Origin of the sequence: Kitasatospora sp. NPDC059673, assembly GCF_042734215.1 — a bacterium.
Lineage (GTDB): Bacteria > Actinomycetota > Actinomycetes > Streptomycetales > Streptomycetaceae > Kitasatospora.
In genome coordinates this window covers 302,769-310,184 of sequence record NZ_JBHWEN010000005.1, presented here as the reverse complement: position 1 = coordinate 310,184, position 7,416 = coordinate 302,769, and the positions used below count along the sequence as shown (strand labels likewise).

Below are 7,416 nucleotides of genomic sequence, written 5' to 3'. Positions count from 1 at the left end.
TGCTTTCACGAAAGAGCGGCACAGCAACCACCGGAATATGGCGGTCCTGCGCACTGCGTCCTCGCTAGTATTACTTCATAAAGGAATCTCCAACCGATCCAGACGGACCGGCCGGGGATGTCAACATATCTGGCGTTGACTTTTGGCACGCTGTTGAGTTCTCAAGGAACGGACACTTCCTTCGAGCCGCATTCCTGCGGGCCCTCCGAGTGCTTCGTTCTTTCGTGTTTCCAGCTTATCAGATGTTTTCCGCTCCGTTTTCCGGAGTTTCATTCAGTCCGACTCGCTTTCGCCTTCCCGACCTGACGGCCCGTCCGACGTTTCAAACTCTAGCCGATCCCCGCTCCGAAAAGCGAATCCGCCGCAATCTCCGAAAACGCGCACAGCAAATACGAACGGAGACGCGAAAGGACGCGACCCGTCACGGATCAACTGGGTGGTTCTCAGGGATTGGCCGCCCCGGGACCGTCCACACAGATGCGTGTCCGGTGCTCCCTGCCGAGCGACTGGTGAACAGTACTCCAACTCCGCGCCCGAGACAACCGGCCCTGTCCGCCCCAACGTCCGCAGCCTCCGCCGGCATCGCGGGCGGAGGCTGGTGCTTCAGAACGACACTCCAGAACGACGGCTCCAGGACGACGGCGTCAGCCCTTGGCGGCCCGCCGGGCGCGAATCGCCGCCTGCCGTTCGTCGAAACGGGTCGCCTGGGCGGCCAGGCCGTCGAGCATCAGGCCCAGCTCCATCTGGGCCCTGATCCCGTCCGGCCCGAGCCCGCCCATCTCCATCACCTTGAGGTGGCGCAGCACGGGGAGCAGCACGTCGTCGAGGTGGACGCGGAGGTTGTAGACGCCCTCGACGGCGATCCGCGCGGCGGCGCGTTCGAAGCCGGGCATGCCGTGGCCGGGCATGCGGAAGTTCGTCACCACCTCGTTGACGGCCTGCATCGCCTGGTCGGGGGCGAGCTCGAACGAGGCCTTGAGCAGGTTCCGGTAGAAGATCATGTGCAGGTTCTCGTCGTTGGCGACCTGCGCGAGCATCCGGTCGCAGACAGGGTCGCCCGAGGCGTGTCCGGTGTTGCGGTGCGAGATGCGGGTGGCCAGTTCCTGGAAGGCGACGTACGCGACGGTGTGGAGCGGCGAGTGCCGGTTGTCGGAGACGAAGCCGGTCTGCATGTGAGTCATGCGGGCGCGCTCCAGCTCCACCGGGTCGACGGCGCGGGAGGTGATGAGGTAGTCGCGCAGCACCATCGAGTGCCGTGCCTCTTCTGCGGTCCACTGGTGCACCCAGGTGCCCCAGGCCCCGTCCCGGCCGAACAGGGTCGCGATCTCGTGGTGGTAGCTGGGCAGGTTGTCCTCCGTCAGCAGGTTCACCACCAGCGAGACCCGGCCCACCTCGGTCAGCGGCGACTGCTCCATCGCCCAGGGCTCGCCGCCGAGCGGCCCGTCGAAGTCCCGACCCCGGCTCCAGGGCACGTACTCGTGGGGCATCCACTCCTTGAAGACCCGCAGGTGGCGGTTGAGCTCGCGCTCGACCACCTCCTCCAGGTCCTGCAGGAGTCGGACATCGGTCCACTGGGGATGGGAGGAGGTGCTGCTCACGGGTCCAACTCTCGATCGACGAACAAACCTACGGTCCCGTAGGTAACGCCACCGTAGGTTCGCCACCGTCCCCCTGTCTGGGGCCATTCGGCCCCATTCGCCGCCGCCGGGTTTCGTTGGCGTCCGGACAGCGCCTGAGCGCCCGAAGCGGCCCTCAGGCCGTTCGGCTCCCGGTTGCCGCATGTGCCGTCTGTGCTGCGTGTGCCGCAGGTGCCGAGTGTGCGGCGAGGTCGTGGAGCAGGGTGTCGGCCACCACTTCCTCGACCACCGCGGTGCGCAGTTCGGCCATCGCGGCGGTGAGGGTGGGGGACCAGGGGGCGGCAGTGGGGAGGCGGGCGGCGGCGGTGCGGTAGTCCTCGGCGGCCATGCGCCAGGGGGTGGCACCGGTCCTGGCCACGATGTGGGCGCCGATGCGAATGCCCTCGCCCTCGAAGTCGCCGGGGTAGTGCAGGGTGGCGCCGGAGGTCGCGAGCCGGCGCAGCAGGTGGATCACTGCGGTGTTGGGCCGGCCGGAGGTGCAGACGAGTGGCGGGCAGTGGCGGCCGAAGCGGCGCAGGGCGAGTGCGAGCACGCTGGGGTTCTCGCTGATGTGCACCGGGCCGGTGGGTACGGTGAGTTCGCCGGGTGTGCGGAGTTGGGCGAGGGTCAGGCTGACGGGGTGCCCGGCTTCGGCGCTGATCCGGGCGAGCGGGCCGTCGCCGTCGAGGCGGAGTCCGACGGCGAGCACGGTGCTGGAGAGCTCGTCGTCGGCCACCCCGGCCCGGTTCCAGAGCGACCGCCGTTTCCTGGGCGCCGTCCGGCATGTCGACGCCGTACAGCGCCGCCAGCGCGCGCAGGACCACGGAGGACAGCCGGGTTCCGCCGTCGAGGGCGTGGGAGTCGCCGTCGAGGAGGCGCGCGGCGAGGACGGTCAGCGCCGAGGTCAGGAGGCTCCGGGTCCGGTCGAGCGAGCCGTCGACGAGGCCGTTGGCCCGGAGGTGGGTGACCCAGTCGGTGAGGGCGGGCTCGGCGGTGACCACCTGGTGGCGGGCGAGCCATTCCCACAGGCCGCACGCCGGGTCGATTGCTGTTCCCGTTCGGCGGCCCGGTCGCGGATCGGGCCGAGGACGGCGGCGCCACGTCCCGCACGGACTGGCCGCAGGCCTCCGCCACGGCGGCTTCGAGCCGGGCGAGTGGGACGGTCGGTTCGGCGCCGGGCAGCCGGTCGAGGCCGAGAAGGTCGGCCAGGGCTTCCCGGCCGGCCTCGTCCAGCGGGCCGACGCGCACCCGGCTGACGGGCCGACCGGTGGACAAGCGGTCGTGCAGGACGCACCAGAGCGGCCGGAGTTCCGGGACGTCCAGGCCATGGCGATGGTGATGACGATCGGTCATATTGCGTCTGCAGAGGGCGAGTTGTCGGGCGTCAGCTCCGCACCCGTCCAGATGAAGCGCGCGCTGGTGACGGCGTCGTCGCCGTCCGTGCCGGTGATCAGCCGGTGGACGGCGATGCCCGAGAGCTCGCGGTAGGTGCACCACTCGTGGTCGGAGGTGAGCACCAGGCCGAGGTCGAGCGCGGCGAGGAGTCCGAAGACCTGGCCGCGGTTGACGGTGTCGACGCCGACGAAGACCTCGTCGAGGAGGATCAGCCTGGGCGAGGCCGGCACCGCTTCGTAGTGGGCGGCCACGGCGGCGAAGAGCGGGAGGTGCAGGGCGATGGCGTTCTCTCCGCCGGAGAGCGCGCCGTGGAGTTTCTTGGTGAGCAGTTGCCGGCCGGGGCCGTTGGCGCGGTCCAGCTTGACGACGAACTGGTGCCAGGCGGTGCAGTCGAGGACTTCGGCGAGCTGTTCCTTTCAAGTGGCTGCGGTGTTGCGGGTCTCCCAGGCGGCGTCGAGTTCGGCGCGTTCCTTCCGGGCGCGTTCCTTCCGGGCGCGTTCGGCCCGGGCCGCCTTGATCGCGCCGATGTCACGGACCCTGCCGGTGCGGGTGAACCGTTCGGTCCGTCCGCTGGTGCGCAGCAGGGTGGGACACCTCGACCGGCGGGCCTCGGCCCAGCCGTGTGCGGAGGGCACCAACTCGGGGTCGGGGTGGGCGAGATGGGCGTGGCGTGCCGGGCCGAGGCCGAAGCCCGCCGACCACAGCCGGTGCAGGTCGTCGTCCTCGGTGGGCGCGGCCGCGAAGCAGCGGGCCGGCACCCGGAAGTCCTGGGCCGCGCTGGAGGACCGGCGGCGCGACTCGGTGATCCGGTCCAGTACCTGAAGGAGGGTCACGATGGCCCGCCGTGCGACGTCGTGCAGCTGCTCCACGCGGGGCCGTGAGCCGTCGGCCGGCAGGAACCACGCCCGCAGTCCCTCCCGGCGTGCCCGGCGCCGCTCCAGCCAGGCCGGTGCGGGATCGCGGTCCGTGGCCGGCGGCAACTCGGCGCCGCGCAGTGCCCGTTGGTGCAGCAGGCCGACCCCTCGCTGCTCGACCCGCTGCACGGCCGAGGCCACCGCCTGCGCGCGCTGGTCGAGGTTGCGCAGGAACTCCTGGAGGTACGCCACCGTCGCGGCTTTGACCTCCCGGAACGTCGCCAGGCCCGCGTCCTCGGCGCGCAGCAGGCGCTGCAACTCGCCGTTGAACGCCTTGGTGTTGGCGAGCAGCGCTTCCAGGTGGCCTTCCAGCGCCTGCAGCGTGGTGAAGACCCCGGACCGCCGTACTGGAAGCCGTCGCGGACCGGCTGCGGCGCGCCCGTCGCCGCGAGCACGGACAGGGCGTGCTCCACTCCGGTGAGTGCGGCCTCGCCGCGGCGGGTCAGCGAGTACTGGAGGTTCCGGCGCTCGTACTCCTCGGCCGTGCGGTAGTTCGCCGCGTGGTTCTGGACGACGTCGAACAACTCCCAGGTGCGCAACCGGCGCAGGGCGTCCGGCAGGTCCTCGTCGTCGATCGCGTCGAGCCACCCCACCGCGCGCAGCCGGGCCCGGACCTCGTCCAGCCCGAGTGCCGTCTCCAGCCGTTCGTTGGCCGCGCCGAACGCCTGCAGGATCGCCCCGTGGAGCTCGGCCCTGTCCCCCGTCGTGAACCGGAACATCTCCGGCGGCACCCGGCGCAACGCCCCCCTTCAGCAGGCCCCGCTCCGGGCCGGTATCACCGTACGCGGACGACGGACAGCGCCGAACCGGAATCCCGCAACCCGCTTCCGCCGGCCGTTGCCGTGCGTGTGCTGCGGCCGTGCGGCAGGCCAGCGCCGCCCCGTCGGCTCAGGCGGGCAGGAAGTGGGCGCCCGGGCCGGGAGAGCGGTAGACGGAGCCGGGCGGCAGGTGGGTGTGGCCGGCCGCGCACTCCAGGACGAGGGCGACCGGTTCGTCGCAGCGGGACCCCTCGGAACTGCGGTGCCGCACGACGACCGACGGCCCCTGCTCGTCGGCGAGGTACTTGTCCCCCCATTCCAGCAGGGCGATCACGGTGGGCCGCAGGTCCGCCCCCTTCTCGGTGAGCCGGTACTCGTAACGCTGCCGGTCACCGGGCTCGCGGTACGGCACGCGCTGCAGTACGCCTGCGGCGACGAGGCTGTCGAGCCGGGTGGAGAGCAGGTTGCTGGCGATGCCGAGCCGGGCCCGGAAGTCCCCGAAGCGGCTCGCGCCATCGAGGGCCTCGCGCACGATCAACAGCGACCAGCGCTCGCCGACCACGGACAGGGCGCGCCCCATCGAGCAGTTCGCCGGGTCGATCCGCCCGTGCCGCCGCTGTTCCTGCTGCGCTGCCATGTCTCGATCCCCACTCTCCGGAACCCACCTGGGTTGACAATCTACAGCCAGCCCCGGCTAGGCTCCCCACCACCTGAGTGGAGAAAATAAATCCAGGAGGTCATGGCCATGCCGATGCTCGATGTCCACATCCCCGAGGGCGCGCTGCGCCCGGAGGCGGAGGCGGTGCTGCTAGACCGGATCACCGAGATCCTGATCCGCCACGAGGGCTTCGACCCCGCCGACCCGGTCACCCGCTCCGTGTCCTGGCTCTTCCTGCACCGCCCCGCCGCCGTCTACGTCGGAGGCAGGCTCGCGGACGCGCCGCGCTACAAGGTCGTCCCGTCGGTGCCCGAGGGACAGCTCGACGCCGACAAGCGCGCAGGCGTCATCGCCGACGTCACCGAGGCCATCCTGGACGCCGAGGACGGCGCCTGGCCCCGCGACCCGGCGCGGATCTGGGTGTTCCCCACCGAGATCCCCGAAGGCCACTGGGGCGGCTTCGGACAGGTCAGGCCGCTCGCGACCATCCTCACCCGCCTCACCGGCGACGACCCCGACCGGGCCCACGCCCTGGCCGCCGAACGCATCACCGCGAGCCGCACCGAACGGTCCTCGACGCCCGGCAGGTAGCGCCGGGCGCCTCCCGGCACCGCTACCGCTCCGCGGCCTTCGCCCGATGAGCCGCGATCAGGTCGCGGTACCAGCCGTACGACGCCTTCGGCGTGCGCGCCTGGGTGGTGAAGTCGACGTGGACGAGGCCGAAGCGCTCGCCGAATCCTTCCGCCCATTCGAAGTTGTCGAGCAGCGACCAGGTGCAGTAGCCGCGGACATCGATGCCGTCGGTGGCGGCGCGGGCCAGGGCGTCGAGGTGGCCGGACAGGTAGTCGATGCGGAAGGTGTCGTCGAGGGTGTCGTCGGTCGAGCAGCCGCTCTCGGTGACGGTGATCGGGGGCAGGGCGGCGCCGTAACGGTCCCGGAGGAGCAGCAGGAGTTCGCGCAGACCCTCCGGGACCACGGGCCAGCCGAAGTGGGTGCGGGGAACGCCCTCGATGGGAGCTTCGGCGAACGGGAGCCCCGGGGCGGTGGGGGCGGCGATCCGGGTGGGGTTGTAGTAGTTGACGCCCAGTCCGTCGAGGCCGGGGGCGGCGATCAGCGCGAGATCGCCGTCGCGGACGGAACCGTGCAGGTCCTCCCCCACCCCGTACGCGGACAGGTCGGGGTAGCGGCCGAGCAGCAGCGGGTCCGTGAACAGGCGGTTGTGCAGTGCGTCGTAGGCGTCGGCGGCGGCCCGGTCCTCCGGCGCGTCGCTCGCGGCGCGGACGGGCGTCAGGTTGTTTGCGATCAGGACGTCGAGGCCGCGCGAGCGGAGTTCGGCGGCGGCCAGGCCGTGGGCGAGGAGTTGGTGGTGGGCGGCGGGGAGGGCGTCGAGCATCAGCGAACGGCCGGGGGCGTGGATGCCAAGGGCATAGCCGTACACCATGTGCACGAAGGGCTCGTTGAGGGTGATCCAGGCGGGGACGCGGTCGCCGAGCCGGTCGGCCACCACCGACGCGTACTCGGCGAAACGGAAAGCGGTTTCCCGTTGCATCCAGCCGCCCTCGTCCTCCAGCGCCTGGGGCAGGTCCCAGTGGAACAGGGTGGGCAGCGGGGTGATGCCGGCCGCAAGGAGCCCGTCGACCAGGCGGTCGTAGAAGTCGAGCCCAGCGCCGTTGGCGGTGCCACGGCCGGTGGGCTGGACGCGCGGCCAGGCGAGCGAGAACCGGTAGGTGTCGAGCCCGAGTCCGCGCATCAACTCCACGTCCTCGGGCCAGCGGTGGTAGTGGTCGCAGGCCTCCCGCCCGCTGTCGCCGTTCTTCACCGCGCCGGGACGGTCGCAGAAGGTGTCCCAGACCGACAGGCCCCGGCCGTTCTCCTCGACCGCCCCCTCGATCTGGTACGCGGCAGTGGAGGCACCCCAGCGGAAGCCGGCGGGGAGGTCGTAACGGTCCGTCATGAGAGTCCTTCCACACAACACGAGTCACAAAATGCGAGCAGTGCTCATGTTAGGAAGGCGGAGAGTGCAGGTCCAGAGGCAGGAACGCCCGATCCACCGGCTCACCAACCACCCCGACACC

At 71.1% G+C, this 7,416-nt stretch carries 5 protein-coding genes and 3 pseudogenes; 1 reads left to right on the top strand and 7 read right to left on the bottom strand.

From position 1 onward, the window contains the following. Positions 1 to 644: 644 nt before the first annotated feature. The 6 genes and pseudogenes from ACFV18_RS09355 to ACFV18_RS09330 all read right to left on the bottom strand — a co-directional run bounded on the left by ACFV18_RS09355 (position 645) and on the right by ACFV18_RS09330 (position 5,320). Positions 645 to 1,598: an acyl-ACP desaturase gene (locus ACFV18_RS09355; protein ID WP_380480949.1), complete on the bottom strand. Its 954-nt coding sequence runs from the start codon at positions 1,596 to 1,598 to the stop codon at positions 645 to 647. A gap of 154 nt (positions 1,599 to 1,752) precedes the next feature. Beyond that, a complete protein-coding gene (locus ACFV18_RS09350; RefSeq protein ID WP_380480946.1) occupies positions 1,753 to 2,352 on the bottom strand; it encodes a DUF2399 domain-containing protein in 600 nt (199 codons plus the stop codon). 103 nt (positions 2,353 to 2,455) lie between these two features. Next, positions 2,456 to 2,944: pseudogene (locus ACFV18_RS09345) on the bottom strand (hypothetical protein); the annotation flags it as partial. Between the two features lie 21 nt (positions 2,945 to 2,965). After that, positions 2,966 to 3,427: pseudogene (locus ACFV18_RS09340) on the bottom strand (SbcC/MukB-like Walker B domain-containing protein); the annotation flags it as partial. Positions 3,428 to 3,439: 12 nt separating this feature from the next. Next, a pseudogene (locus ACFV18_RS09335) lies at positions 3,440 to 4,644 on the bottom strand (TIGR02677 family protein); the annotation flags it as partial. A gap of 169 nt (positions 4,645 to 4,813) precedes the next feature. Beyond that, positions 4,814 to 5,320: a winged helix-turn-helix transcriptional regulator gene (locus ACFV18_RS09330; protein ID WP_380480945.1), complete on the bottom strand. Its 507-nt coding sequence runs from the start codon at positions 5,318 to 5,320 to the stop codon at positions 4,814 to 4,816. 108 nt (positions 5,321 to 5,428) lie between these two features. On the opposite strand from ACFV18_RS09330, the gene ACFV18_RS09325 reads away from it, so the two are divergent. Beyond that, positions 5,429 to 5,932, top strand: coding sequence for a hypothetical protein (locus ACFV18_RS09325; protein ID WP_380480942.1), 504 nt, complete (start codon positions 5,429 to 5,431; stop codon positions 5,930 to 5,932). 22 nt (positions 5,933 to 5,954) lie between these two features. Here the strand turns inward: ACFV18_RS09325 and ACFV18_RS09320 are convergent, their stop codons facing one another. Further along, positions 5,955 to 7,295: a GH1 family beta-glucosidase gene (locus ACFV18_RS09320; protein WP_380480939.1), complete on the bottom strand. Its 1,341-nt coding sequence runs from the start codon at positions 7,293 to 7,295 to the stop codon at positions 5,955 to 5,957. Between the last annotated feature and the right edge of the window lie 121 nt (positions 7,296 to 7,416).

Bases quoted from the DNA above. Each gene is read 5' to 3' on its own strand.
- ACFV18_RS09330 (WP_380480945.1), bottom strand. From the start codon at position 5,320: ATGGCAGCGCAGCAGGAACAGCGGCGGCACGGGCGGATCGACCCGGCG.
- ACFV18_RS09325 (WP_380480942.1), top strand. From the start codon at position 5,429: ATGCCGATGCTCGATGTCCACATCCCCGAGGGCGCGCTGCGCCCGGAG.
- ACFV18_RS09320 (WP_380480939.1), bottom strand. From the start codon at position 7,295: ATGACGGACCGTTACGACCTCCCCGCCGGCTTCCGCTGGGGTGCCTCC.